The organism is Planctomonas deserti (assembly GCF_003067705.1).
GTDB lineage: Bacteria > Actinomycetota > Actinomycetes > Actinomycetales > Microbacteriaceae > Planctomonas > Planctomonas deserti.
On record NZ_QANL01000002.1, the window covers coordinates 924,611 to 950,062 of the forward strand.

The window sequence follows — 25,452 nt, forward strand, 5'->3', positions numbered from 1 at the left end:
GGTATCGTCCGCAACGAAGATAGAAGGAGCCTGATGGCCCAGCAGTGGCGCGGAGTTCTGCGCGAGTACGCCGACCGACTGAACATCACGGACGCGACCCCGATCGTGACGCTCGGCGAGGGCGGCACGCCGCTCATCCCCGCGCCCGCGCTTTCGGCGCGCACCGGTGCGAAGGTCTGGGTCAAGTTCGAGGGCATGAACCCCACGGGCTCGTTCAAGGACCGCGGCATGACGATGGCCATCTCGAAGGCGGTCGAGCACGGCGCCAAGGCGGTCATCTGCGCGTCCACGGGCAACACGTCCGCGTCGGCCGCGGCCTACGCGACGCACGCGGGCATTACCGCGGCGGTGCTCGTGCCCGAGGGCAAGATCGCCATGGGCAAGCTCAGCCAGGCCATCGCTCACAACGCCGAGCTGCTGCAGGTGCAGGGCAACTTCGACGACTGCCTCGACATCGCCAGGGACCTCGCGGCCAACTACCCGGTCCACCTCGTCAACTCGGTGAACCCCGACCGCATCGAGGGCCAGAAGACCGCGGCCTTCGAGGTCGTCGAGGTGCTCGGCGACGCGCCGGACTTCCACTTCATCCCTGTCGGCAACGCCGGCAACTACACCGCCTACACCCGCGGCTACACGCAGGACCTCGAGGTCGGCAACGCCAGCCGCCTTCCCCGCATGTTCGGCTTCCAGGCCGAGGGCAGCGCGCCCATCGTCCGCGGCGAGATCGTGCGCCACCCCGACACCATCGCGAGCGCGATCCGCATCGGCAACCCCGCTTCGTGGAAGCTCGCGCTGGAGGCCCGGGACGCGACCGACGGCTACTTCGGTGCCATCCCGGACGCGCAGATCCTCGAGGCGCACCGCATCCTCTCCGCGGAGGTGGGCATCTTCGTCGAGCCCGCGTCCGCGATCAGCGTGGCCGGCCTGCTCGAGCGCAGCGAGGCCGGGCAGATTCCGGCGGGCGCGACCGTCGTGCTGACCGTCACGGGACACGGCCTGAAGGACCCGCAGTGGGCCCTCCGCGCCGCGGACGGCAGCGACGTGAAGCCGACCGTCGTCCCGGTCGACACCGCGCAGATCGCCGGCGTGCTCGGGCTGGGCGCGGCATGATCGCACCCGGCCGCTCGGTCAGCGTCAAGGTCCCCGCGACCACCGCGAACCTCGGTCCCGGCTTCGACACCCTCGGCCTCGCTCTCGCCCTGTACGACGAGCTGACGGTCACGGTGCGCGAGCAGCCGGGCGCGACGGTCGACGTGCACGGCGTCGGCGCGGGGGAGGTGCCGACCGACGAGAGCAACCTCGTGGTGCGCGCCATCGCCCACGCCTTCGCGGCGTACGACCAGCCCCTGCCCGGCCTGCACCTCGTCGCGCACAACGCGATCCCGCACGGCCGGGGGATGGGCTCCTCCGGCGCGGCCATCGTCGCGGGCATCCTCGCGGCGAAGGGCCTGCTCGAGGGCCTCGTCGAGATGGACGCGGACGCGCTGCTCGGCCTCGCCACCGACCTCGAAGGACACCCGGACAACGTCGCTCCCGCCCTCTTCGGTGGGCTCACGATCGCGTGGGTGACTCCCGAGGGCCCGCAGCACAAGAAGCTCATGGTGCACCGCGGCGTGTCGCCGCTCGTGTTCGTGCCCGAGGCCAAGATGTCCACCGCGCTCGCGCGGAGCCTCCAGCCGGAGTCCGTGCCGCACGAGGACGCGACGTTCAACGTGTCGCGCTCGGCGCTGCTCATCGCGGCGCTCATCCAGAGTCCCGAGCTGCTGCTCGCGGCGACCGAGGACAGGCTGCACCAGAACTACCGCGCCGCGGCCATGCCGGAGACGAACGCGCTCATCACGATGCTGCGCGAGCACGGGCTCGCCGCGGTCGTTTCGGGCGCCGGACCCTCGCTTCTCGTGCTCGGCAGCGACCCGGGTCAGCGCCTCCGCGCGGCCGAACTCGTGGCCCGACACGCCGAGACTCAGTGGCAGGCGCTCATGCTGGCCGTGGACTTCAAAGGTGCTACAGTGATCGTGCATCCGGAGGGGGCCGAGTAGCAGCCAACGCGCTTCTCGTGCCGCTCCTGAGTCCGAGGGCGTCCCGCTTGTCGGACTGGCCGGATCGGAATCGCACACGGCGACCATCGCGGGTCGCGATTCCAACGTGCCACGGATTGCACTTTCCAGATATTCATTGCTGTCGCAACTTCTCGTAGTTTCGGTCCTTCGCGACCGGCACCAGCGCCCGACTGGTACGTCCTCTCGCCGCTAGCAGTGAAACGCGACCAGTACTCCACCGTGGAATCTGTCCACGGTTCGGGGGAAGGAACCCTTTTTCGTGACTGACGTCAACACCCAAGAGACCACAGCGAGCCCCGAGCTCGCCCGCCTGCGCGTCTCCGAGCTGCAGGCCATCGCCGCCGAGCTCGGTATCCCGGGAGCGTCGAAGCTCCGCAAGGGCGAGCTCGTGGACGCGATCTCCGCCGCCCGCTCCGGCGCGCCCGTCGAGGTTCCCCTCGACGTCACCGTCGAGGGCGAGCCCGCAGCCGAGGCGCCCGCCGAGCAGGCGCCCGCAGAGACCCCGGCCCCCGAGCAGGAGCCCGCCGACGCCGTGAGCGCCGAGCAGGTCGCTCCCGAGCAGCCCGTCGGCGAGCTCGACGCTCCCGCGGCGCCCGCCGCCACGGAGCAGAACAGCCCCGAGCAGAACGCCTCCGAGGCTGCCGGCACCGAGCAGACTCCCGAGCAGGACGCGCCCGCGGCAGCCGACGCCTTCGTGCTGCCCACCCAGGCCGACATCGCCGACACCACCGCCGAGCGCCCGGCCGCGCCGGCACTGACGCTCGACGACCTCGCGAGCTCGCTCGAGCCCGCGTCGCGCCGCCGTCCGTCGCGCCGCGCGAGCGCCCCCGTCATCACCCCGGGCGCCGTGGACGAGGACCCCCGCGGGGCCGAGGACAGCAGCGACGCCGCGCCGGCCACCGCCGGGGACGACGAGCAGGGCGCCCGTGGGCGCGGCCGTCGTCGCAACGAGCGCACCCGCGACACCGCCGAGACCACCGACGCCCAGCAGGAGACCGAAGGCGGCGACGCCGGTTCCGAGCAGCGCGACGGCGAGCAGCGCGAGGGCGGCCGCAACCGCGGCCGCAACCGCAATCGCAACAAGCAGGACCGCGGCGACAGCCAGCAGGGCCAGGGCAACCAGGGCCAGAACAACCAGGGCCAGAGCAACCAGGGCCAGCCGAACCAGGGCGGCCAGCAGGGCAACCAGAACCAGGGCGGCCAGCAGGGCGCTCAGGCGAACCAGGGCACCCAGGCTCAGCCCGAGCAGGACCTCGACGGCGGACGGCAGAACCGTGGCGGCCAGCAGCAGAACCGCGACCAGGCTCGCGACCAGAACCGTGCCGACGCCCGTGACCAGGGCGAGCGCGGCGGACGCAGCCGCTACCGCGACCGCAAGCGCGGCCGCGGCCCCGCGGGCGACGAGTTCGAGCCCGAGATCGCCGAGGACGACGTGCTCCTGCCCGTCGCCGGCATCCTCGACGTGCTCGACAACTACGCGTTCGTGCGCACGACCGGCTACCTCCCCGGCACCAACGACGTCTACGTCTCGCTCGGCCAGGTCAAGAAGTACAACCTGCGCAAGGGCGACGCCGTGGTCGGCGCCATCCGCCAGCCGCGCGACAACGACAGCAGCGGCCGCCAGAAGTACAACGCGATCGTGCGGATCGACTCCGTGAACGGCCTGCCCCTCGACGAGGCGGCGACGCGCGTGGAGTTCGGCAAGCTCACCCCGCTGTACCCGCAGGAGCGCCTGCGCCTCGAGACCGAGCCCAACAAGCTGACGACCCGCATCATCGACCTCGTGTCGCCGATCGGCAAGGGCCAGCGCGGCCTCATCGTCTCGCCGCCCAAGGCCGGCAAGACGCTCGTGCTCCAGGCCATCGCCAACTCGATCGCGACGAACAACCCCGAGGTCCACCTCATGGTCGTGCTCGTGGACGAGCGCCCCGAAGAGGTCACCGACATGCAGCGCACGGTGAAGGGCGAGGTCATCGCCTCGACCTTCGACCGTCCCGCCGAGGACCACACGACGGTCGCCGAGCTCGCCATCGAGCGGGCCAAGCGCCTCGTCGAGCTGGGCCACGACGTCGTCGTGCTGCTCGACTCGATCACCCGCCTCGGCCGTGCGTACAACCTCGCCGCCCCGGCGTCGGGCCGGATCCTCTCCGGTGGCGTCGACTCGTCCGCGCTGTACCCGCCGAAGCGCTTCTTCGGCGCCGCGCGCAACATCGAGCACGGCGGATCGCTTACCATCCTGGCCACGGCGCTCGTCGAGACCGGCTCCAAGATGGACGAGGTGATCTTCGAGGAGTTCAAGGGCACCGGCAACATGGAGCTCCGCCTCTCCCGCCAGCTCGCCGACAAGCGCATCTTCCCCGCCGTCGACGTCAACGCCTCCGGCACCCGCCGCGAGGAGATGCTGATGGGCGCCGACGAGGTCAAGGTCACCTGGAAGCTGCGCCGTGCCCTCGCGGGCCTGGAGCAGCAGCAGGCCCTCGAGATCGTGCTCAGCCGCCTCAAGGAGACCTCGTCGAACGTCGAGTTCCTCATGAAGGTGCAGCAGTCCATGCCCGGCGGCAACGGCGGCAACCACAGCAGCGGCCACTCCGCGCACGAAAAGGGCTGATCGCGTGTTCGAGTCAGTGTCGTCACTACTGGCCGAGCACGAGGATCTCCAGAACCAGCTGGCCGATCCCGAGCTGCACTCCGATCCGGCCAGGTCGAAGCGGGTCAACCGGCGTTACGCCGAGCTGAGCCGCATCGTCGCCGCATACCAGGAGTGGCGCGGCCTCGTGGACGACGTCGAGGCCGCGCGCGAGCTCGCCGCGGAGGATCCGGCGTTCGCCGAGGAGCTCCCGACGCTCGAGGCGGCGCTCGATCCCGCCCAGGAGCGCCTGCGGCGCCTGCTGATCCCTCGCGACCCGGACGACGCCCGCGACGTGATCATGGAGATCAAGATGGGCGAGGGCGGCGCGGAGTCTGCGCTGTTCGCGGCCGACCTCCTGCGCATGTACCTGCACTACGCGGAGTCCAAGCGCTGGAAGACCGAGATCCTCAGCCAGACCCAGAGCGACCTCGGCGGCTACAAGGACGTCCAGGTCGCGATCAAGGGCAACTCGAACGACCCCGCGCAGGGCGTGTGGGCGCACCTCAAGTACGAGGGCGGCGTGCACCGCGTGCAGCGCGTGCCGGCGACCGAGTCGCAGGGCCGCATCCACACGTCGGCGGCGGGCGTGCTCGTCATCCCCGAGGTGGACGAGCCCGAGGAGGTCGAGATCAACCCGAACGACCTGAAGATCGACGTCTACCGGTCGTCCGGGCCCGGCGGCCAGTCGGTGAACACGACCGACTCCGCCGTGCGGATCACCCACCTGCCGACCGGCATCGTCGTCGCCATGCAGAACGAGAAGAGCCAGCTGCAGAACCGCGAGGCCGGCATGCGCGTTCTGCGCGCCCGCGTGCTCGCCAAGCAGCAGGAGGAGCTGGACGCCGAGGCGTCCGCCGTGCGCAAGAGCCAGATCCGCACCATGGACCGGTCCGAGCGCATCCGCACCTACAACTTCCCGGAGAACCGCATCGCGGACCACCGCACGGGCTACAAGGCGTACAACCTCGACGCCGTGATGAACGGCGCCCTCGACCCGATCGTGGAGTCCGCCATCTCGGCGGACGAGGAGGCGCGGCTCGCCGAGATCGGCGACACGGCAGAGTGACGGACGCGCGCGGCCTCCTCCGCGAGGCCGTCGATGCCCTGACCGCCGCCGGCGTGCCGGATCCGCGGGTCGACGCCGAGCTCCTGCTCGGGCACGCGCTCGACGCGAGCCGCGGCCGCGTGCAGTCACTCGAGATCACGGGCGCCGACATCGACCACGCGGTCGCCGAGCGGATGCGCGCCCTCGTGGCACGCCGAGCGACGCGCGAGCCGCTGCAGCACATCACCGGCCGGGCCCCGTTCCGCTCGCTCGAGCTCGCCGTCGGCCCCGGCGTCTTCGTGCCGCGGCCGGAGACCGAGCAGGTGGCCCAGTTCGCGATCGACGCCCTGCGCGCCGTCGCGTCGGAAGCGCCCATCGCCGTCGACCTCGGCACGGGCAGCGGCGCCATCGCGCTCGCCCTCGCCACCGAGGTGCCGCACGCGCGGGTGTACGCCGTCGAGAAGTCCCCCGACGCCCATCGCTGGGCGACGCGGAACTTCGAGGAGACCGGCGTGACCAACGCGACTCTCGTGCTCGGCGACCTCGCGGACGCGCTCCACGAGCTCGACGGCACCGTGTCCCTCGTGGCGAGCAACCCGCCGTACATCCCGCGCGAGGCGGTGCCCCGCGACCCCGAGGTGCGTCTCTACGATCCGCAGCTCGCGCTCTACGGCGGGGAGGACGGACTGGACGTCGTGCGCGCGCTCTCCGCGACCGCCGCCCGGCTGCTGCATCCCGGCGGCACCCTCGTGCTCGAGCACGGCGAGCTGCAGGGCGCCGCGATCCGCGAGCTGCTGCGGGCCGACGGCTGGAACGCCGTCGCGACCCACCGGGACTTCACCACCCGCGACCGCGCCACCGTCGCCCTCCGCTGACGCGCCGAGTCCCTCCGTCGGTCCGCCCTGCAGGGGGTCCGCGCGGGCTAGAGCCAGTGCTTCTTCTTGAAGATCGTGTACAGCCCGAACCCCATGGCGACCATCGCCGCGACGGCGGCCGGGTACCCGTAGGTCCAGTGCAGCTCGGGCATGGTGTCGAAGTTCATGCCATAGATGGTGCCGATGAGCGTGGGCGCGAACAGGATGGCGGCCCAGGAGGAGATCTTCTTGACCTCCTCGCTCTGCTCGAGGCTCACCTCGGACAGGCGCCGCATCTCCTCGTTCTGCTCGAGGCTCGCCTCGGACAGCCTGCGCATCTCGTCGTTCTGCCGCTGAGTGGTGAGCGTCGAGTGCACCGTCAGGGCGTTCTGCAGCACCTGGCGGAAGGCGTCTGCGCGCTCGGACACTCGCAGCACGTGGTCGAGCACGTCCCGCAGCAGGCGCTGCAGCTCGATGTCGACGTTGTACTTGTCCGATCCGCGCCCCAGGGCGTCAAGCACTCCGGCGAGGGGCTGCACGGCGCGCTGGAACTCGATGACCTCGGTCAGCAGGGCGTAGATGCGGCGGGACACCTCGGGATCGCCGCCGAACAGCTGGTCCTCGATCTCGTCGATGTCGTTCTCGAGCCCCGCGATCACTGGGCCGTACTCGTCCACGACCTGGTCGAGCATCGCGTAGAGCACCGCGTGCGGTCCCTGGGCCAGTAGCTCGGGCTGGTGCTCCAGCCGTCGCCGCACCGCGGCGAGGTCTGGAGACTCCGCGTGCCGGATGGTGACCACGAACTCGAGGCCGACGAAGAGGTGCAGCTCGCCGAACTCCACCGTCTCCTCGGCGTCGATGTAGCGGGCGGGGCGGAGGACCACGAACAGCGTGTCGCCGTAGCGCTCCAGCTTCGAGCGCTGGTGGCCCTTCAGCGCGTCCTCGACGGCGAGGTGGTGCAGGTCGAACTCCTCCGCGATCGTGCGGATCTCGTCCCTGCTCGGCCGGTACAGCCCGATCCAGGCCATGCCGTTCCGTCGCCGCAGCGTCTCGAACGTCTCCGCGAGGGACACGGGCGTCTCGACCCGCTTGCCGCCGGCGTAGACGCCGTTGTCAACGACCGGCATGGCCACCCTCGATCCCGGTGGCCTCGGCGGCACCCGCGGCACGGGCACCAGCGGCGGCACCGGCCCTGGCCGCCGCATCCCGCGCGAACCGCTCGATGGCGTCGCGCAGCCCCGGACCGCCGGTGGCGGGGGAGAAGAGGTGGGCCGTGATGCCGACGGACTCGGCCCCGGCCACGTTCTCGGTGAGGTCGTCGGCGAAGAACGCGTCCTCCGGGGCGGTGTCGTACCGCTCCAGCACGCGCTCGAACACGCGTGGGTCGGGCTTGCGGGCCCCGTACTGGCTCGACGTGCGCAGGTGCTCGTGACCGAAGAGGGGCACGAGGGCGGGCGCGAGCCGGGGGAGGTGCTTGGCCGTCAGGGGACCGTTGTTCGTGAGCAGGGTCACCCGGCCGAGCTCGGCCGCGCGGGACACCGCGTCGAGCGACTCCGGGAACGGGGCCATGGCGCTTCCCCGCGCGCGCACCCAGTCCTCCTCGGCGACGTCGACGCCGACCGCGGCGCGGAAGCTGTCGAGGTAGTCCTCGGCCGACGCGAAGCCGCCCGCCTCGGCCTTCTCCTCCGACCCGGTGCGCCACCAGCGCTCCCGCAACTGCGGTACCGAGTGGCCCGTCAGCTCCGACAGGGCCGCCATCCGGGTGCGCCAGTCGTAGTCATAGAGCACGTTGTCCATGTCGAATATGAAGAGGAGGGCCATCCCTCCCAGTATCGTGCACCGCCGCCAAGTAACATGAACCACGATATGGCGCGCATCTACGACTGTTCGGTCGACTCGGAACTCCTGACCGGCATGAGACTGGCGCGAGCGGCTATCGCCCGCGGCGAGTGCGTCGTGCTGCCCACCGACACCGTCTACGGCATCGCCGCCGACGCGTTCAACCCGGCGGCCGTCACCCGGCTGCTGGAGGCGAAGGGTCGCACCCGCCAGGCGCCGCCGCCCGTGCTCATCCCCGGCATCCCCACCCTCGACGCCCTCGCGGAGTCCGTGCCGGAGGAGGTGCGCCTGCTGGTCGACAGGTTCTGGCCGGGCGCGCTCACGGTCATCCTCCGCGCCCAGCCGTCGCTCTCCTGGGACCTCGGCGACACCCGGGGCACGGTAGCCCTGCGGATGCCGGACAACACCTACGCGCTCGAGCTGCTCGCGGAGACCGGCCCGCTCGCGGTGTCCTCCGCGAACCGCACGGGTGAGCCGGCCGCGACGACGGCCTTCGAGGCCGAGGCGCAGCTGGGGGAGAGCGTCTCCGTCTATCTCGACGGCGACGACACCGTCGCCGTGTCGCCCGGCGAGCACGGCGCCCCGTCCACGATCGTGGACGCGACTGCGCTCGGCCGCGAGGGCGGGAAGCTGCGGATCGTGCGCCAGGGCGCCATCTCGCGGGAGGACATCCGGGCCGTCGTGGGCGACGCGCTCGAAGACGAGGCCTGAGATGCCCTACTACTTCACGATCGGCCTGATCACGGCACTGATCACCCTGATCCTGTCCGTGTTGATCATGAAGCTGAGCCACCGTTACCGGCTCTACCCGAAGATCCGCGAGCGCGACGTGCACACCCGCCCTACGCCGCGGCTCGGCGGCGTCGCGATGTTCGCGGGCGTGCTCGTGGCGTTCGCCATCGCGTCGCAGATCTCCTGGTTCGACCTCGTGTTCGCGAGACCGGGGCCCATCTGGGCGATCCTCGGCGCCGCCTTCATCATCGTGGCGATCGGCGTCGCCGACGACATCTGGGACCTCGACTGGATGACCAAGCTCGCCGGTCAGATCCTCGCGGCGGGGCTGCTCGCCTGGCAGGGCGTCGCCATCGCGTCGCTGCCGATCGGCGGGCTCACCGTTGGCTCGTCCTACATGTCGCTGATCATCACCGTGCTCGCCGTCGTGCTCGTGATGAACGCCATCAACTTCATCGACGGCCTCGACGGCCTCGTCGCCGGCGTCGCGATCATCGCGAACAGCACGTTCTTCATCTACAGCTTCCTGCTGTCCCTGGAGGAGGGGCGCACCGAGCGGTTCAACCTGGCCTCGTTGATCTCGGTGATCATCATCGGCGCCTGCGTCGGGTTCCTGCCGCTCAACTGGCACCCCGCGAAGCTGTTCATGGGCGACGCCGGCGCGCTGCTGATCGGCCTGCTGATGGCGACGAGCGCGATCGCGGTCACCGGGGAGATCGACCCCGTGAACTTCGCGCGGAGCGAGTTCCTGCCGGCCTTCCTGCCGATCCTGCTGCCGTTCGCGATCCTCGTCGTGCCCCTGCTCGACTTCGGTCTCGCGGTGTTCCGCAGACTACGGGCGGGCAAGTCGCCGTTCAGCGCCGACCGCCAGCACCTGCACCACCGGCTGCTCGACATGGGCCACTCGCGGCTGCACGCCGTCTTCATCTTTTACGCCTGGACGACGGTGGTCTCCGTCGGCTGCCTGCTGTTCTTCGTGATCAAGCCCTACTACTGGGCCTTCCTCTTCATCTTCCTCGGGCTCGTCGTGTGCGCGGGGCTGACCCTCGCGCCGGTCACCCGGCGCAAGTCGGTCGAGGCGAAGGTGCAGTCCGCCTCCGGCGCCGACGCGTCCGCCCTCGCCGCGTTCGACCCGCTCGACAGCGCATCCGAGGACCTCGACCGGTCCCGGGTGACCGATGACCAGCTGGCCACCGTGGAGCGCGCCGCGACCGGCGGCATCCACCTCCCCCCGAAGGACTCCCGATGACGAATACCGCAGGCGGCCACCGCCGCCCGAGCTCGACGCCCGTGTTCCAGAGCGTGCTGCGCGGGGGCCTCGTCCTCGCCGTCGCGATCGCCGTCGTGGGCGGTGTCATCGGCTTCCTCGCCGCGGGCACGCCCGGGCTCGTCTCGGCGCTCATCGGGGCACTGATCGGCGGCCTGTTCCTCGCCGTGACCGCCGCGAGCATCCTGTTCGCGAACCGGCTGAGCAACGGCGACATGCTGCACCCGGCCTACTTCGGCATCATCCTCGGCGCCTGGCTGCTGAAGTTCGTGCTCTTCCTCATCATGGTGTTCCTGCTGCGCGAGCAGCCCTGGATCGACGGGACCGTGCTGTTCCTCACCCTGGTCGCCGGCGTGCTCGGCACGCTGGCCATCGACGTCATCGTCGTCGCCCGCTCGCGCATCCCCTATGTGAGCGACGTGAGCCTGCCGGGAGACGGCGACAGGCGGTAGCGATTGGGCGAGGGGAGCGTTATCTTGCTAGACTCTCCCACGGTTCCCCCCGCGCTAAACGAAGACATCACCGCCTGAGCGGTGCTTCCGAAGCGGGATGTTCTTCCCATCGTTCGCTGACGCGAGAGCCTTCGCTCCACGCCCCGAAACAGGAGAAAAGCGCTGCTCAACGCTATGCACCTGCTGGTTCCGAAAGCCGCCGAAGAGGGCGGATTCGTGGGCCCGTCAATCGCGGAATTCTTCCCCGACATCATCCTGTTCGAGGGCACCCCCTTCGCCATGAACCGCATCATGATGCTGCGGCTCCTGGTCGTCGCGGTGCTCGTGCTGATGTTCTGGCTCGGCACCCGGAACATGAAGATCGTCCCCGGCCGGTTCCAGACCCTCATCGAGATGGCCCTGAACCTGGTCCGCGTCAGCATCGCCGAGGACGTCCTCGGCAAGAAGGACGGAACCCGCTTCCTCCCTCTGCTGACCACGGTCTTCTTCCTGGTGCTCGGCATGAACCTCACCGGTGTCATACCCGGCCTGAACATCGCGGGCACGTCCGTGATCGGTCTGCCGCTGGTCCTCGCCGTCATCGCCTACATCGCGTTCATCTACGCGGGCCTCAAGAAGCACCCGGGCGCCTTCCTCAAGAACTCGCTGTTCCCGCCCGGCGTGCCGAAGCCGATCTACGTCATCGTGACGCCGATCGAGTTCGTGTCGATCTTCGTGCTGCGGCCGATCACCCTCTGCCTGCGACTCCTGATGAACATGGTCGCCGGCCACCTCCTGCTCGTCCTGCTGTTCTCGGCGACGCAGTTCTTCTTCTTCAGCGCAGCCGTCGACGGTGCGTTCCGCGCCTTCGGTGCCGGAACCCTCCTCTTCGGACTTGTCTTCACCCTCTTCGAGGTGCTGGTCGCTGTGCTGCAGGCGTACGTCTTCACCCTGCTCACCACGGTCTACATCCAGCAGGCCCTGGCCGAAGAGCACTAACGATCTACATCCGGTTCGCGCCGGATGAAGAGCTCGAAACGATGCAGGCGTCCGCCCGCGTCGCCATCACGGAAGGAAATACACGTGGACACCACTGTTCTCGCGGAACTCAGCGGAAACATCGCGACGGTCGGTTACGGCCTCGCCGCCATCGGACCGGCCATCGGTGTGGGAATCGTCGTCGGCAAGACGATCGAGTCCGTCGCTCGCCAGCCCGAGCTGCAGGGTCGCCTCCAGATCCTGATGTACCTGGGTATCGCCTTCACCGAGGCGCTCGCGTTCATCGGCATCGCGACGTACTTCATCTTCACCGCCGGCCAGTAGTCCCCCCATCTAGGTTCTCCGAGGAGACGCAATGCTTCACGCAGTAATCACTGCAGCCGCAGAGGACGGGCACGAGGCTCAGAACCCGCTCATCCCGGCGACGTACGACATCGTCTGGTCCCTCGTCTGCTTCGCGATCATCTTCGCGGTCTTCTTCTGGAAGGTGCTCCCCGCCATCCGCAAGACGCTGGACGAGCGCTCGGAGATCATCGAGGGCGGCATCGCCAAGGCCGAGAACGCCCAGGCCGAGGCCGCGGCGGCGCTTGCCGAGTACAACGCCCGCCTCAGCGAGGCGCGCGCCGAGGCCGGCCGCATCCGCGAGCAGGCGCGGGCCGACGGCCAGCGCATCCTCAGCGACCTCAAGCAGCAGGCCTCCGTCGAGGCGGCCCGCATCACCGCGAACGCGCAGGCGCAGATCGAGGCGGAGCGCCAGGCGGCGCTCGTCTCGCTCCGCTCCGAGGTGGGAACGCTCGCGATCGACCTCGCGTCGGGCGTGCTCGGCGAGAGCCTCACCGACGACCGTCGCTCCGCGGCGCTCGTCGACCGGTTCCTCGCGCACCTCGAGGCCAGCGAGACCGCGGGCAGGGCCAAGTAGATGGGGAGCGCGACTCGCGGTTCCCTCGGTGAGGCCCGCGCCGCACTGGCGCAGGTTCCCGAGGTCCGGCTGGAGACGGCCGAGCAGCTGCTGCAGGCGGGCCGCGTGATCGGTTCGTCCAACCAGCTGCGCAACCTGCTGGGCGACCCCGGCCTCGAGACCTCGGACAAGACCGAGATCGTGCGTCGCGTGTTCTCCGGCTCGCTCGACGGCATCGCCCTGCAGCTCGTCACGAGCATCGCCGGCGACCGCTGGTCGAGCGACGACGACCTGCTCGAGGCCATCGAGGAGCTCGGCCTCCGGGCCGCGGCGCGGTCGGCCGACTTCGGTACCGACATCGTGGGCGAGCTGTTCGAGTTCGGCAGGGCCGTCCGGTCCAACCCCTCGCTCGAGCTGGCGGTCAGCAGCAAGCTCGGGACGGCGGCGGCGAAGGCCTCGCTCGTGACCGAGTTGCTCGCCGGCGCGTCCCAGCAGACCCGGCTCATCGTCAGCCACCTCGTTCAGCAGCCGCGCGGCCGCCGCATCAGCGAGCTTCTCCGTTCCGCCGCGGCGGTGGTGTCGGACGAGTCCGGCCGACTCGTCGCGACCGTGACCGTCGCCCGTCCCATCGCGGGCGAGCAACTGGAGCGGCTGCGGGAGGGACTAGCCCGCGCGTACGGGCGTAACGTGGCCATCAACCAGGTCATCGACGAAAGTGTCATCGGCGGGCTTCGCGTGCAGATCGGCAATGACGTCATCGACGGAAGCGTCGCCACCAAGCTCAACGACCTGAGACTTCAACTCGCCTGACCCGCGGGAACCTCAACAAAGGAAATTTTCATGGCAGAACTTTCGATCAGCCCGGACGAGATCCGGAATGCGCTGAAGGACTTCGTGCGGGCCTACGACCCCACGAAGGCGTCCACCACCGAGGTCGGCTACGTCACGAACGCCGGCGACGGCATCGCCCACGTCCAGGGCCTCCCCGGGGTCATGGCGAACGAGCTCATCCGCTTCGCCGACGGCACCCTGGGCCTCGCCCAGAACCTCGACGAGGACGAGATCGGCGTCATCGTGCTCGGCGAGTTCTCCGGCATCGAGGAGGGCATGGAGGTGCAGCGCACCGGCGAGGTGCTCTCCGTCCCCGTCGGTGACGGCTACCTCGGCCGCGTCGTCGACCCGCTCGGCAACCCCATCGACGGTCTCGGCGAGATCGTGTCCGAGACGCGTCGCGCCCTCGAGCTCCAGGCGCCCGGCGTCATGATGCGCAAGAGCGTGCACGAGCCCATGCAGACCGGCATCAAGGCCATCGACGCCATGATCCCGATCGGCCGCGGCCAGCGCCAGCTCATCATCGGCGACCGCCAGACCGGCAAGACGGCCATCGCGATCGACACGATCATCAACCAGCGCGCCAACTGGGAGTCGGGCGACGTCAACAAGCAGGTCCGCTGCATCTACGTCGCCATCGGCCAGAAGGGCTCGACCATCGCCGGCGTGCGTGGCGCGCTCGAGGACGCGGGCGCGATGGAGTACACCACCATCGTCGCCTCCCCGGCCTCCGACCCCGCCGGCTTCAAGTACCTCGCCCCCTACACCGGTTCGGCCATCGGCCAGCACTGGATGTACGGCGGCAAGCACGTGCTGATCATCTTCGACGACCTGTCGAAGCAGGCCGAGGCCTACCGCGCCGTGTCGCTGCTGCTGCGCCGTCCGCCGGGACGTGAGGCGTACCCCGGCGACGTGTTCTACCTGCACTCCCGCCTGCTCGAGCGCTGCGCGAAGCTGTCCGACGAGCTCGGCGCCGGTTCGATGACGGGTCTGCCCATCATCGAGACCCGTGCCAACGACGTCTCGGCGTACATCCCGACGAACGTGATCTCGATCACGGACGGCCAGATCTTCCTGCAGTCCGACCTGTTCAACTCGAACCAGCGCCCCGCGGTCGACGTCGGCATCTCGGTGTCCCGCGTCGGCGGCGACGCCCAGGTCAAGTCGATCAAGAAGGTCTCCGGAACGCTGAAGCTGGAGCTCGCTCAGTACCGCTCGCTCGAGGCGTTCGCGATGTTCGCGTCCGACCTCGACCAGACGAGCCGCCGCCAGCTCGCGCGCGGTGCCCGCCTCACCGAGCTGCTCAAGCAGCCGCAGTACTCGCCGTACCCCGTCGAGGACCAGGTCGTCTCGATCTGGGCCGGCACCAAGGGCAAGCTCGACGAGGTTCCGGTGTCCGACGTGCTGCGCTTCGAGCGCGAGCTGCTGGACTACCTCGGCCGCACCACGGACGTGCTCACGCGGCTGCGCGAGACGAACGTGCTCGACGACGACACCGTCGCGATCCTCGACCGCGCGGTGGACCAGTTCAAGCTCGAGTTCCAGACGGGCGAGGGCAAGTCCCTGGTCGGTCCCGGCAAGGAGCAGTTCGACAGCATGCCCGCCGAGGACATCAACCAGGAAAAGATCGTCAAGACGCGGCGCTAGCCGACCCCGTTCCGCCGGTCGTCCCTCTCGAGCGCTTCTCGCCTCTGAGAGGGACGGCCGGCACATCACCGAACTACCTACAGGAGATACATGGGAGCCCAGCTTCGGGTCTACCGGCAGCGCATCCGCTCCGCCCAGACGACCAAGAAGATCACCCGTGCCATGGAGCTGATCTCTGCTTCGCGCATTCAAAAGGCACAGGCGCGGGTCGCGGCCTCCGCCCCGTACTCACGGGCCGTCACCCGGGCAGTGTCCGCGGTGGCGACGTTCTCCAACGTCGAGCACGTGCTCACCTCCGAGGCGGAGAACCCCCGTCGCGCGGCGATCGTCGTCTTCACGTCGGACCGCGGCCTCGCCGGAGCCTTCAGCTCGCAGATCCTGCGCGAGGTCGGCGAGCTGGCCGAGAAGCTGAGCGGCGAGGGCAAAGAGGTCGTCTACTACCTCGTCGGCCGGAAGTCCGTGGGCTACTTCGCCTTCCGCAGGCGCGAGTCCGAGCGGCAGTGGATCGGCGGCACCGACAAGCCCGAGTTCGAGACCGCCAAGGAGATCGGTGGCGTCCTCGTCGAGAAGTTCGTGCAGGACACGGACGAGGGCGGCGTCGACGAGATCCACATCGTCTACAACCGCTTCGTCAGCATGGTCACCCAGACTCCCGAGGTCGTGCGGCTGCTGCCGCTCGAGGTCGTCGAGGGTATCGATGAGCCGGGCGATCAGGCGATCCTGCCGCTGTACGAGTTCGAGCCCGACGCCGACGCCGTGCTGAACGGGCTTCTCCCCGTGTACATCGAGAGCCGCATCTTCAACGCGATGCTCCAGTCCGCAGCGTCCGAGCACGCCGCCCGCCAGAAGGCCATGAAGTCCGCAACGGACAACGCCGACGCCCTCATTCGCGACTACACGCGCCTCGCCAACAACGCGCGCCAGTCCGAGATCACCCAGCAAATCTCCGAAATCGTGGGTGGAGCCGACGCGCTCTCCTCCGCGAAGAAGTAAAGAAGGAAGAGACCATGACTGACACCGTCCTCGCGCCGTCCGGCACGAGCCAGGCGGCCGGCGTCGGACGCGTTGCTCGCGTCACCGGCCCGGTCGTCGACATCGAGTTCCCGCACGACTCCATCCCCGAGATCTACAACGCCCTCACCACGGTCATCACGATCGAGGGCGAGTCGACGACGCTGACCCTCGAGGTCGCCCAGCACCTCGGCGACGACCTCGTCCGCGCCATCGCCCTGAAGCCCACCGACGGCCTCGTGCGCGGCCAGGAGGTGCTCGACTCCGGTTCGCCCATCTCCGTGCCCGTCGGTGACGTCACCAAGGGCAAGGTCTTCAACGTGCTGGGCGAGGTTCTCAACGGCGTCCCCGGTGAGCAGCTCGAGATCACCGAGCGCTGGCCCATCCACCGCAAGCCGCCGAGCTTCGACCAGCTGGAGTCGAAGACGCAGCTGTTCGAGACCGGCATCAAGGTCATCGACCTCCTCACGCCCTACGTCCTCGGTGGCAAGATCGGCCTCTTCGGCGGTGCGGGCGTCGGCAAGACCGTCCTCATCCAGGAGATGATCCAGCGCGTCGCGCAGGACCACGGCGGTGTGTCCGTGTTCGCCGGCGTCGGCGAGCGCACCCGTGAGGGCAACGACCTCATCGCCGAGATGGAGGAGGCGGGCGTCTTCGACAAGACCGCCCTCGTCTTCGGCCAGATGGACGAGCCGCCGGGAACGCGCCTGCGCGTCGCCCTCTCGGCCCTGACCATGGCCGAGTACTTCCGCGACGTGCAGAAGCAGGACGTGCTGCTGTTCATCGACAACATCTTCCGCTTCACCCAGGCGGGCTCCGAGGTGTCGACGCTGCTCGGCCGCATGCCCTCCGCGGTGGGCTACCAGCCGAACCTGGCCGACGAGATGGGCATGCTCCAGGAGCGCATCACCTCGACCCGCGGTCACTCCATCACGTCTCTGCAGGCCATCTACGTGCCCGCCGACGACTACACCGACCCCGCTCCGGCGACCACGTTCGCGCACCTCGACGCGACGACCGAGCTCTCCCGCGAGATCGCGTCGCGCGGTCTGTACCCGGCGGTCGACCCGCTGGCGTCGACCAGCCGCATCCTCGACCCCCGCTACCTGGGCGAGGCGCACTACAACACGGCGATCCGCGTGAAGGCGATCCTGCAGAAGAACAAGGAACTCCAGGAGATCATCGCCATCCTCGGTGTCGACGAGCTCTCCGAGGAGGACAAGGTCACGGTGTCGCGTGCGCGCCGCATCCAGCAGTTCCTCTCGCAGAACACCTACATGGCGAAGAAGTTCACCGGCGTCGAGGGTTCGACGGTTCCGCTTAAGGACACCATCGAGTCCTTCGCCGCCATCGCCGACGGTGAGTTCGACCACGTGGCCGAGCAGGCCTTCTTCAACGTCGGTGGCATCACCGACGTCGAGGAGAAGTGGGCGAAGATCCAGAAGGAGAACGGCTAAGCATGGCGTCTCCGCTGACCGTCACGGTCGTCTCCGCGGACCAGGAGGTCTGGTCCGGCCAGGCCTCCATGGTCGTGGCGCGCACCGTCGAGGGCGAGATCGGCATCCTGGCCGGGCACGAGCCCATGCTCGCGATCCTCGCGAGCGGTGAGGTGCGCATCACCAGCGCCGACGGGTCGCGGATCACGGCCCGCGCCGATGACGGCTTCCTGTCCGTCGAGAACGACACCGTCACGGTGGTCGCAAGCCAGGCCGCGCTCGTCGCGTGAGTTCCTCCGCCTACGGGGCGGTCCCTCCCACTTCCGGGAGGGGCCGCCCCGTCGTCGTGCCCGCGGCACCGGTTCTCGTCGTGATGGCCGGGCTGCCCGGTGCGGGCAAGTCCGCGGTCGCCGACGTGCTCGGGGATCGGCTGGGCGCACCGGTGGTGTCGGTCGACCCGATCGAGTCCGCGATGCTGGTTGCGGGGGTCCACCCGGGGCAGCCCACGGGCCTCGCGGCCTACGTCGTGGCCGAGGGGATGGCGGAAGCCGTCCTCCAAGCGGGGGCGTCCGTCGTCGTCGACGCCGTGAACGCCGTGGAGCCCGCCCGGGCGCAGTGGTCGGCGCTGAGCGCGCGCACCGGGGTGCCGCTGCTCTTCGTCGAGGTGGTCTGCTCGGACGAGTCCGTGCACCGCTCCCGCCTCGAGGCGCGTCACCGCGGCCTCCCCGGCATGCGCGAGCTCGGCTGGGCGGACGTGCTGCGGTCGCGGAGCGAGTACGAGGAGTGGGCGGGGGAGTCCGCCGCGTGGCCGCGACTGCCCGTCGACTCGATGCGTCCGGTGAGCGACCTGGTCGACGAGGTCCTCATGCGGTTGGGAGCCTGATGCGCATCCTGCTGCCGCCGTCCGAGACGAAGCGGGACGGCGGTGACGGCGCGCCGCTCGACGTTCGTTCGCTCGCCTTCCCCCAGCTGAACACCCGGCGGCGCGCCGTGCTGAAGGCCGTGCGCGAGCTCGCCCGGGACCGCGACGCCAGCATGGCGGCTCTGAAGATCGGCCCGAAGCTCGCCGGCGAGGTGGACCGCAATCGGGCCGTGACGCGGTCGCCCACCATGCCGGCCATCGACCGCTACACCGGCGTGCTCTACGACGCGCTGGACGCGGCGGCGCTGCCGGAGCCTGCCCGCCGGTTCGCCGCAGACCGGGTGTTCGTGCACTCGGCGCTGCTCGGACCCGTCGGCGCGCTCGACGGTATCCCCGCCTACCGGCTGTCCCACGACTCGCGCCTGCCCGGCCTGCCGCTGCGCGCGCACTGGTCGACCGCCGTGGCCCGCGTGCTGGACGATCGCGACGACCTGCTGCTCGACCTGCGATCCGAGGGGTACGCCGGGCTCGGGCCGGCGCCTCGGCGGGACGGGTCCGTCTACCTGCGCGTGGTGACCGAGGGCGCGGACGGCGTCGCCCGGGCGCTCAACCACTTCAACAAGCACGCGAAGGGCGCATTCACCCGCGCGCTGATCGAGCACGGCGAGGACTTCGCGTCGGTGGACGACCTCGTCGCGTGGGCGGCGGGCGCCGGACTGCGATTGCGGGCGGGAGCGCCGGGCGAGCTGGAGCTCGTGGTCGACGGGGCCCGCTAGCGGCTGCGGCGGGGGCGTGCGCGGTCGCTGAGCCTGTCGAAGGGACGCGAGTCGGGAGCGTCGCCGGCACCACGCGGGGTGGGTACGGTCCCTGAGCCTGTCGAAGGGACGCATCCGGCTCTGCGAGGTCCGGAGCGTCGCTTCGACGAGCTCAGCGACCGTGTGGTTCCGTCCCCGGACGCAATTCAGCAGATTCTGCGCGACACGCCGTGTGCGAGCGCCGACACGCCCGCCCGCCGAGCGGGGTGGGTACGGTCCCTGAGCTTGTCGAAGGGACGCGACCGGGCTCTGGGAGGTCTGGAGCGTCGCTTCGACGGGCTCAGCGACCGTGTGGTTCCGTCCCCGGACGCGATTCAGCAGATTCCGCCCGACACGCCGTGTGTAAGCCACGACACGCCGACCGCCGAGCGGGATCTGCTGAGTTGCGTTCGGGCCCAGCGGGATTTGCTGAGTTGCGTTGAGTACCGAAGCGGGTTCGCTGAATCGCGCTCAGGACGGAGCCGGATCTGCTGAGTTGCGTCAGGTCCCTCCGGCTGCTGCGCGCGGGACCGGCCGCGGTCACTCCGCGCGGTGGCAGCCGACGATGTGGTCGTCCACCATGCCGGTGGACTGCATGAGCGCGTACATGGTGGTGGGTCCGACGAAGTGGAAGCCGCGGCGCTTCAGCTCCTTGCTCATCGCCAGGGACTCGGGCGTCGTCGCCGGGATGTCGCCGAGGCCGTGCGGCCTCTCGTGCGCCTGCCGCGGCGGGGGAGCGAAGCCCCACATCAGCCGGTCCAGCGCGCCGTCGCCCTCCGCCTCGAGGAGGGCGAGCGCCGCCCGGGCGTTGCCCACCGTCGCCTCGATCTTCGCGCGGTTTCGGATGATCCCGGGGTCACCGAGCAGGCGCTCGACGTCGTCCGCGGTCATGGCGGCGACGGCCTCAAGCTCGAAGCCGGCGAAGACGTCGCGAAAGTGCGGCCGGCGCCGCAGGATCGTCAGCCAGGAGAGACCGGCCTGGAACCCCTCGAGGCTCAGCTTCTCGAACAGGGGACGGTCGCCGTGCAGGGGCGCACCCCACTCCTCGTCGTGGTAGCGCAGGAGGTCGGGGTCGCCGGCACCCCATGGGCAGCGGGCGCGGCCGTCATCGCCGACGATCGCGAGGGAGGAGGATACGTCTGTCATGCGCTCGACCCTACTTTTCGCCCCGGCTCGCCAGCGAGCGGCTCACGCTCTCGGGTAGGCACGAATCGCGGCAGGGGCGGGGGAGGACAAGACGCGTCGGTAGCCTTGCCGCATGGCAGAGATCTCCTACCGCACCCTCGGCGACTCCGGGCTCATGGTCTCGAGCGTCGGAATCGGTTGCAACAACTTCGGCCGCGCGAAGACGGCATCCGAGAGCGCGGAGGGCACCCGGGCGGTCATCGACGCCGCCATCCACGCGGGCATCACGTTCTTCGACACGGCCGACATCTACGGCGCGACTCCCGGGCTCAGCGAGACGCTGATGGGGGAGGCCCTTCAGGGCAAGCGCGACGAGATCGTGCTCGCGACCAAGTTCGGCATGGACATGCGCGGGGCGAACGGCCCCGACTGGGGTGCGCGCGGCTCCCGCCGTTACGTGCGGCGCGCGGTCGAGTCCTCGCTCCGCCGGCTGCGCACCGACTGGATCGACCTCTACCAGCTGCACCAGCCCGACCCGAACACGCCCATCGAGGAGACCCTCGACGTGCTCGACGACCTGATCGCCGAGGGCAAGGTGCGCTACATCGGGCACTCGAATCTCGCCGGGTGGCAGATCGCCGACGCAGACCACGTGGCACGGCTCGGCGCTCATCCCCGGTTCATTTCGGCGCAGAACGAGTACAGCCTGCTGGCCCGGAATGCGGAGGAGGAGGTCCTGCCCGCCGTGCGGCACTTCGGGCTCGGGTTCCTGCCGTACTTCCCTCTGTACAACGGCCTCCTCACGGGTAAGTACAGCCGAGAGGGCGGGCCGGCGGACGGCCGGCTCGTCACGGCGAAGCCGCACCTCCTGGCGGACGCGCCGTGGGACGTGCTCGACGCGTATCGCGCCTTCTGCGACGCCCGCGGCATCTCGATGCTCACGGCGACGTTCGCCTGGCTGCTCGCGCAGCCCTCCCTCACGAGCGTCATCGCGGGCGCCTCCCGCCCCGAGCAGGCGACGGGCAACGCCGAGGCCGCGGCGGCCTGGACGCCGTCGCCCGACGAGGTGGCGGAGATCTCCGCGATGTTCTCCTGACGGCCGCGGCGCGGCCTCCTGCCGCGCCGTGCCGGGGTGGAGTCGCCCATAGGATGAACGCCATGAGCGTTCCGGGGCTGCGCAACTTCATCAACGGGGTGTCCGTCGAATCCGACTCCGACGACCGGATCGAGCTGATCGACCCGGTCACCGAGGAGGTGTACGGCACGACCGCCGTGTCCAGCGAGCGGGACGTCGCGCGTGCGTTCGAGGCGGCCGCCACGGCGTTCGAGTCTTGGGGCGAGTCGACCCCGGCCGAGCGCCAGCTCGCGCTGTTCCGCATCGCCGACGCGCTCGAGGCGCGGGCCGAGGAGTTCGCCGACGTCGAGTCCCGCGACACGGGCAAGCCGCGCGCAACCCTCGTGCAGGACGAGATCCTCCCCTCGGTCGACCAGCTCCGCTTCTTCGCCGGTGCCGCCCGTGTGCTCGAGGGCAAGGCGGCCGCCGAGTACCTGCCCGACCACACCTCCTTCGTGCGCCGCGAGCCGATCGGCGTCGTCGGTCAGGTGACGCCGTGGAACTATCCGCTCAACATGGCCGTCTGGAAGCTCGCCCCCGCCATCGCGGCGGGGAACACGACAGTGCTGAAGCCCTCCGACACCACCCCGTCGTCGACCCTGCTGTTCGCCGAGCTCGCGGCGGAGTTCCTGCCGGCGGGCGTTCTCAACGTGCTCACCGGTGACCGCGCCACGGGCGCCGCCATGATCGAGAACAGCGTGCCGCAGCTGGTGAGCATCACGGGCTCGGTGCGTGCGGGCATGGAGGTCGCCCGGGCCGCCGCCGCCGACCTGAAGCGGGTGCACCTCGAACTGGGCGGCAAGGCGCCCGTGATCGTGTACGACGACGCGGACATCTCGCTCGCCGTCGAGGGCATCGTCGCGGCCGGGTACTTCAACGCGGGTCAGGACTGCACGGCGGCGACACGTCTGCTCGTGCAGGAGGGCATCCACGACGAGTTCGTGGCCGCGCTCGCCGCTTACGCCCGGGTCAACGCCACGACGGGCGCGCCCCGTGAGGAGGGCGTGCTGTTCGGTCCCGTCAACAGCGCCGACCAGCTCGCCCGCGTGTCCGGCTACCTGGAACGCCTCCCGGACCACGCCTCAGTCGAGGTGGGCGGACGTCGCCAGGGCGACCGCGGCTACTTCCACGAGGCGACGATCGTCTCCGGCCTCCGGCAGACCGACGAGGTCGTGCAGAACGAGATCTTCGGGCCGGTCATCACGGTCCAGCGGTTCGCCGACGAACCGGAGGCGCTTCGCTGGGCGAACGACGTGCAGTACGGCCTTGCGTCCTCGGTGTGGACGAGCGATCACGGCCGCGCCATGCGCGCCGCGAAGAAGCTCGACTTCGGCTGCGTGTGGATCAACACGCACATCCCCATCGTCGCCGAGATGCCGCACGGCGGCTTCCGGCACTCCGGCTACGGCAAGGACCTGTCGATGTACGGCTTCGAGGACTACACGCGGGTGAAGCACGTCATGAGCTACCTGGGGGCACCGGCATGATCCGCCGTACGAACCGCTCCGTACGGCCCGAGGACGCAGCACTTCCGCCCCGGGTGAAGCACGTCATGAGCTACCTGGGGGCACCGGCATGATCCGCCACATGAAGCACTCCGTACGGTCCGAGGACGCAGCACTTCCGCCCCGCATGAAGCACGTCACGACCTACGTGGGGGCACCCGCATGACGCGTCGCGGACGCCTCGAGTACGCCCCGCCGGACTCGCACGCCTGGACCGTGATCGCCCACGCGCACGTCGTGTCGATCCTCCCGGCCTCCACCCCGCCCGAGCTCGTCGCCCGGCTGTGGAGCGCGGCGACGACCGCCTCGGTCAGCCTGGAGAGCTACGTCGCCGCGTTCCCGCTCTTCGGTCCCGACGCGGTCGAGTCGTTCGCGGTCGCGCTCATCGAGGACGTGACGCAGGGCGCCGAGCATCCCGAGGCCCGGATCGAGGTCGTGCTCCGCGGCAACGGAATCGCTCGGCTCCAATCGCCGACCGGCACGCGCATCATCGACGCGCGCAGCAGCCAGCCGTGGTACCTCGGCGAGTTCGAGAACGTCACCTCCTTCGTCCTCGCCGCCGCGCCGATCGACTACCCCGACGCGGAGGCGGACGGGGACGCGACGTTGCCCCTGCTGAGCGGGGTCGTGCCGGCGAGCTGGGCGCGATGGACCCCGAGAGCGCCCGTGACGACGGAGACCGGCGAGCTCGAGGACACCGTCCTCGGACTCGGAACGGGCAGGCGCGAGGCCCCGGTGGCGCCGCCCGCCGACCCCGCCGCACGGCCCGTCGCGGCTCCTCCGGTAATTGCCCGCCCCCAGGACGACGGGGATCCGCTCGACGACGACACGGTGCTCGGCGCGCGCGCACGGCGGGCGCAGCCCGGCCCTGCCGCGGACGACGCCGTCGACGGCGACACCATCATCCCGGTGCGTGGCGGCGACCCGCTCGCGGCCCCGCGGATGCCCCCGTCGTCGGCCGAACTCGACGACACCATCCTGACGCCGGGTCGGCGCAGCCCGGAGCGGCCTCAGCAGTTCGCCCCCGTGCCCGGCGACGGCGGCGAGCCGCCCGCCCGGACCCCGCTGTACGCGTTCCGCGTCGGGGTGGGAGAGGCCTACGCCCTCGAGCGCCCGGCCTACCTCGGCAGGAAGCCGAGCGCGCCCCGCATCGTGACCGGCCCGAGCCCGAGGCTCGTCCCCGTCGGCTCGCCCCGCCAGGAGGTCTCGAGCACGCACCTCGAGATCCGCCAGGAGGGCACCGCCGTCGTGGTGACCGACCTGCGCTCGACCAACGGCACGATCGTGTCGGCGCCGGGGGCCGACCGGCTGACGCTGCGTCAGGGCCAGTCCGTCGTGGTCGCGCCCGGAACCCGAATCGACATCGGCGACGGCAACGTCGTCGAGATACTCCCCGCGAGGTAGACCGTTGACACAGATCGGCCAGGACGAGCAGGCGCATTCCCTCACGATCCCCGGGCAGGACGGCAGGCCCGTCACGCTCGCGTGGGCGGCTCTCACGGACACCGGCCGGAGGCGGCAGCAGAACCAGGACAGCGTGCTCGCGCGTCCGCCGTACTTCGTGGTCGCGGACGGCATGGGCGGCCACGCCGCAGGCGACGTGGCGAGCGACGCCGTCGTCAAGCGTCTCGCCCAGCGGGTGACCGGCGAGTTCGCCGAGCCCGCCGACCTGATCGGTGCGCTGCACGACGCGGCGGCGGACATCGCCGACTACTCGCGCGAGTCCACGCTCGGTACCGGCACGACGGTGACCGGCGCGGTGCTCACGCTCGTGGACGGCGCGCCGCAGTGGCTCGTCTTCAACATCGGGGACTCGCGGGTCTACGCGCAGATGGACGGCGTGCTGTCCCAGGTGACCGTCGACCACTCGGTCGTCCAGCAGCTCGTCGACGCCGGCACCATCACGAAGGAGCAGGCGGAGCAGCATCCCGACAGCAACATGATCACCCGCGCCGTCGGCTTCAACGAGCTGCCGTCGCCGGACTACTGGATGCTCCCGATGCTTCCCGGGCTGCGCCTCCTCGTGTGCTCCGACGGACTCACGAAGGAGGTGCGGGACGAGGAGATCGCCCTCCACCTGCGCTCCGGAGCTGACGCCGCGTCCACGGCGCGGACCCTCGTCCAGCGCGCCCTCGAGCTCGGCGGGCGGGACAACGTGACGGTCATCGTGCTCGACGTGCTCGCCCCGGAGGGCGCTGCGGACGCCGACGAGACCGGTGCGGCGGTCGGGGACACGCGCCCGCGGCGACGGCGCTAGAGGTGCGTGCCCCCCTCACTGGGGGCACGTCCGACCCCGATTGAGGTTCCCCTTCGCCTAGCCGGGAGCCTGCCGCTCTTTAGACTTGACCCACTGGCACGGCACGTAAGACGCCT

Annotated in this window: 25 protein-coding genes; 22 read left to right on the plus strand and 3 right to left on the minus strand. The window is 70.2% G+C overall.

All coding sequences use genetic code 11. The features are described from left to right. Nucleotides 1–33: 33 nt before the first annotated feature. From thrC to prmC, 5 genes are all read left to right on the plus strand, one after another. Nucleotides 34–1,110 (plus strand): threonine synthase, encoded by a 1,077-nt coding sequence (thrC, locus tag DAI20_RS10505; RefSeq protein WP_108250481.1) that lies wholly within the window; start codon nt 34–36, stop codon nt 1,108–1,110. After that, the gene (gene thrB / locus DAI20_RS10510; RefSeq protein ID WP_108250482.1) at nt 1,107–2,039 is read left to right on the plus strand and encodes a homoserine kinase; all 933 of its coding nucleotides are present in this window, start codon (nt 1,107–1,109) and stop codon (nt 2,037–2,039) included. The genes thrC and thrB overlap by 4 nt, the downstream gene beginning before the upstream one ends. Nucleotides 2,040–2,319: 280 nt before the next feature. Then, nucleotides 2,320–4,668 (plus strand): transcription termination factor Rho, encoded by a 2,349-nt coding sequence (gene rho, locus DAI20_RS10515; protein WP_108250483.1) that lies wholly within the window; start codon nt 2,320–2,322, stop codon nt 4,666–4,668. A gap of 4 nt (nt 4,669–4,672) precedes the next feature. After that, the gene (prfA, locus tag DAI20_RS10520) at nt 4,673–5,755 is read left to right on the plus strand and encodes a peptide chain release factor 1 (protein ID WP_108250484.1); all 1,083 of its coding nucleotides are present in this window, start codon (nt 4,673–4,675) and stop codon (nt 5,753–5,755) included. Then, complete coding sequence (gene prmC, locus DAI20_RS10525) at nt 5,752–6,609, plus strand: peptide chain release factor N(5)-glutamine methyltransferase (RefSeq protein ID WP_108250485.1); 858 nt, start codon at nt 5,752–5,754, stop codon at nt 6,607–6,609. The genes prfA and prmC overlap by 4 nt, the downstream gene beginning before the upstream one ends. A gap of 47 nt (nt 6,610–6,656) precedes the next feature. Here prmC and DAI20_RS10530 read toward each other — a convergent pair whose 3' ends face one another. Together DAI20_RS10530 and DAI20_RS10535 are read right to left on the minus strand one after the other, a co-directional pair. After that, on the minus strand, nt 6,657–7,715 hold the full coding sequence (locus DAI20_RS10530; RefSeq protein WP_108250486.1) for a magnesium and cobalt transport protein CorA: 1,059 nt from the start codon (nt 7,713–7,715) through the stop codon (nt 6,657–6,659). Continuing rightward, entirely contained in the window at nt 7,702–8,409 is a 708-nt protein-coding gene (locus DAI20_RS10535) for an HAD family hydrolase (RefSeq protein WP_108250487.1), read from the minus strand. The genes DAI20_RS10530 and DAI20_RS10535 overlap by 14 nt, the downstream gene beginning before the upstream one ends. Nucleotides 8,410–8,454: 45 nt before the next feature. Between DAI20_RS10535 and DAI20_RS10540 the strand changes: the two genes are divergently transcribed. From DAI20_RS10540 to DAI20_RS10600, 13 genes are all read left to right on the plus strand, one after another. Beyond that, a complete protein-coding gene (locus tag DAI20_RS10540) occupies nt 8,455–9,138 on the plus strand; it encodes an L-threonylcarbamoyladenylate synthase (protein WP_108250488.1) in 684 nt (227 codons plus the stop codon). 1 nt (nt 9,139) lies between these two features. Beyond that, entirely contained in the window at nt 9,140–10,408 is a 1,269-nt protein-coding gene (locus DAI20_RS10545) for an MraY family glycosyltransferase (protein WP_108250489.1), read from the plus strand. Beyond that, nucleotides 10,405–10,878: a Cg1360 family ATP-synthase-associated protein gene (locus DAI20_RS10550; protein WP_108250490.1), complete on the plus strand. Its 474-nt coding sequence runs from the start codon at nt 10,405–10,407 to the stop codon at nt 10,876–10,878. Before DAI20_RS10545 ends, DAI20_RS10550 begins: the two co-directional genes overlap by 4 nt. A 174-nt stretch (nt 10,879–11,052) precedes the next feature. Next, nucleotides 11,053–11,856 carry a F0F1 ATP synthase subunit A gene (atpB, locus tag DAI20_RS10555; protein ID WP_108250491.1) on the plus strand — a complete coding sequence of 268 codons (804 nt, stop codon included), beginning with the start codon at nt 11,053–11,055 and terminating at the stop codon, nt 11,854–11,856. Between the two features lie 84 nt (nt 11,857–11,940). Beyond that, nucleotides 11,941–12,180, plus strand: a complete 240-nt coding sequence (atpE, locus tag DAI20_RS10560; RefSeq protein WP_108250492.1) for an ATP synthase F0 subunit C — start codon at nt 11,941–11,943, stop codon at nt 12,178–12,180. Nucleotides 12,181–12,211: 31 nt separating this feature from the next. Then, nucleotides 12,212–12,775, plus strand: coding sequence for a F0F1 ATP synthase subunit B (locus tag DAI20_RS10565; RefSeq protein WP_108250493.1), 564 nt, complete (start codon nt 12,212–12,214; stop codon nt 12,773–12,775). Continuing rightward, nucleotides 12,776–13,564, plus strand: coding sequence for a F0F1 ATP synthase subunit delta (locus tag DAI20_RS10570; RefSeq protein WP_108250494.1), 789 nt, complete (start codon nt 12,776–12,778; stop codon nt 13,562–13,564). A gap of 30 nt (nt 13,565–13,594) precedes the next feature. After that, nucleotides 13,595–15,232 (plus strand): F0F1 ATP synthase subunit alpha, encoded by a 1,638-nt coding sequence (gene atpA / locus DAI20_RS10575; protein ID WP_108250495.1) that lies wholly within the window; start codon nt 13,595–13,597, stop codon nt 15,230–15,232. A 90-nt stretch (nt 15,233–15,322) separates the two neighbouring features. After that, on the plus strand, nt 15,323–16,225 hold the full coding sequence (locus tag DAI20_RS10580; protein WP_108250496.1) for a F0F1 ATP synthase subunit gamma: 903 nt from the start codon (nt 15,323–15,325) through the stop codon (nt 16,223–16,225). Between the two features lie 14 nt (nt 16,226–16,239). Further along, the gene (gene atpD / locus DAI20_RS10585; protein ID WP_108250497.1) at nt 16,240–17,700 is read left to right on the plus strand and encodes a F0F1 ATP synthase subunit beta; all 1,461 of its coding nucleotides are present in this window, start codon (nt 16,240–16,242) and stop codon (nt 17,698–17,700) included. A gap of 2 nt (nt 17,701–17,702) precedes the next feature. Beyond that, the gene (locus DAI20_RS10590; RefSeq protein WP_108250498.1) at nt 17,703–17,969 is read left to right on the plus strand and encodes a F0F1 ATP synthase subunit epsilon; all 267 of its coding nucleotides are present in this window, start codon (nt 17,703–17,705) and stop codon (nt 17,967–17,969) included. A gap of 56 nt (nt 17,970–18,025) precedes the next feature. Further along, nucleotides 18,026–18,562: a P-loop nucleotide/nucleoside kinase family protein gene (locus DAI20_RS10595; RefSeq protein ID WP_240606011.1), complete on the plus strand. Its 537-nt coding sequence runs from the start codon at nt 18,026–18,028 to the stop codon at nt 18,560–18,562. Then, the gene (locus tag DAI20_RS10600) at nt 18,562–19,317 is read left to right on the plus strand and encodes a YaaA family protein (RefSeq protein WP_108250499.1); all 756 of its coding nucleotides are present in this window, start codon (nt 18,562–18,564) and stop codon (nt 19,315–19,317) included. The genes DAI20_RS10595 and DAI20_RS10600 overlap by 1 nt, the downstream gene beginning before the upstream one ends. A gap of 558 nt (nt 19,318–19,875) precedes the next feature. Here DAI20_RS10600 and DAI20_RS10605 read toward each other — a convergent pair. Further along, on the minus strand, nt 19,876–20,481 hold the full coding sequence (locus tag DAI20_RS10605; RefSeq protein WP_108250500.1) for a DNA-3-methyladenine glycosylase I: 606 nt from the start codon (nt 20,479–20,481) through the stop codon (nt 19,876–19,878). A gap of 112 nt (nt 20,482–20,593) precedes the next feature. Here DAI20_RS10605 and DAI20_RS10610 point away from each other — a divergent pair, with 112 nt between their 5' ends. The 4 genes from DAI20_RS10610 (at nt 20,594) to DAI20_RS10625 (ending at nt 25,336) form a co-directional block, all read left to right on the plus strand. Further along, nucleotides 20,594–21,556: an aldo/keto reductase gene (locus DAI20_RS10610; RefSeq protein ID WP_108250501.1), complete on the plus strand. Its 963-nt coding sequence runs from the start codon at nt 20,594–20,596 to the stop codon at nt 21,554–21,556. A 62-nt stretch (nt 21,557–21,618) separates the two neighbouring features. After that, the gene (locus tag DAI20_RS10615) at nt 21,619–23,061 is read left to right on the plus strand and encodes an aminobutyraldehyde dehydrogenase (RefSeq protein WP_108250502.1); all 1,443 of its coding nucleotides are present in this window, start codon (nt 21,619–21,621) and stop codon (nt 23,059–23,061) included. A gap of 180 nt (nt 23,062–23,241) precedes the next feature. Then, a complete protein-coding gene (locus tag DAI20_RS18975; RefSeq protein WP_240606012.1) occupies nt 23,242–24,483 on the plus strand; it encodes an FHA domain-containing protein in 1,242 nt (413 codons plus the stop codon). A 4-nt stretch (nt 24,484–24,487) separates the two neighbouring features. After that, nucleotides 24,488–25,336, plus strand: coding sequence for a PP2C family protein-serine/threonine phosphatase (locus tag DAI20_RS10625; RefSeq protein ID WP_108250503.1), 849 nt, complete (start codon nt 24,488–24,490; stop codon nt 25,334–25,336). The last annotated feature ends 116 nt before the right edge of the window (nt 25,337–25,452 follow it).